Annotated in this window: 1 protein-coding gene; it reads left to right on the forward strand. The window is 38.3% G+C overall.

Annotated features, from left to right (window positions below; translation table 11 throughout):
• Positions 1–815, forward strand: an 815-nt coding sequence (locus V7719_RS18760) for an HYR domain-containing protein (protein WP_335731472.1), incomplete at both ends; no start/stop codon positions are given.

Raw genomic sequence — 815 nt, forward strand, 5'->3', positions numbered from 1 at the left:
ACTATAGCACAAACCGATGGTCTAGCCAATGGTGCAATATTTCCTGTCGGAACAACAACGGTAACTTATACAGCTACTGACAATGCTGGCAATACACTTGCTCAAAGTTTTAATGTCATTATCTCTGATAAAGAATTACCAATTATAATTTGCGATAGTGATATTAGTCAAACTGCTGATCCTGATCTTTGTGAAGCAGCTGTAACTATAACCGCCCCAGTAACAAATGATAATTGTGGTGTGGCTTCTATTTTGAATGATTTCAATGGAACTGCTGATGCTTCTGACAACTATCCTGTTGGGACAACTACTATCCTTTGGACCGTTACAGATATACATAATAATATAAATTCTTGTACTCAAGTTGTCACTATAACTGATGATGAAGATCCTTCTATTGTCGGTCTTTCTGCTAATATTCCTTTGGATTCTGATCCTGGTATTTGTGGTGCTATAACAAGTTGGACCGAACCAACGCCTGATGATAATTGTCCAGGAAGTACTATAGCACAAACCGATGGTCTAGCCAATGGTGCAATATTTCCTGTCGGAACAACAACGGTAACTTATACAGCTACAGACAATGCTGGAAATACACATGCTGAGAGTTTCGATGTTAATATTTCTGATAAAGAAATACCATCAATTACTTGTGATGCTAATATCAATCAATCTGCAAGTCCTGGACTCTGTATAGCCGCCGTAACTGTAACTACTCCTGTAACTAATGACAACTGTGGCGTGGCCTCTATTGTCAATGATTTTAATGGAAATGCTGATGCTTCAGATAATTATCCGGTTGGTACAACAACTGT

Origin of the sequence: Psychroserpens sp. (assembly GCF_036960315.1) — a bacterium.
Taxonomy (GTDB): Bacteria; Bacteroidota; Bacteroidia; order Flavobacteriales; family Flavobacteriaceae; genus Psychroserpens.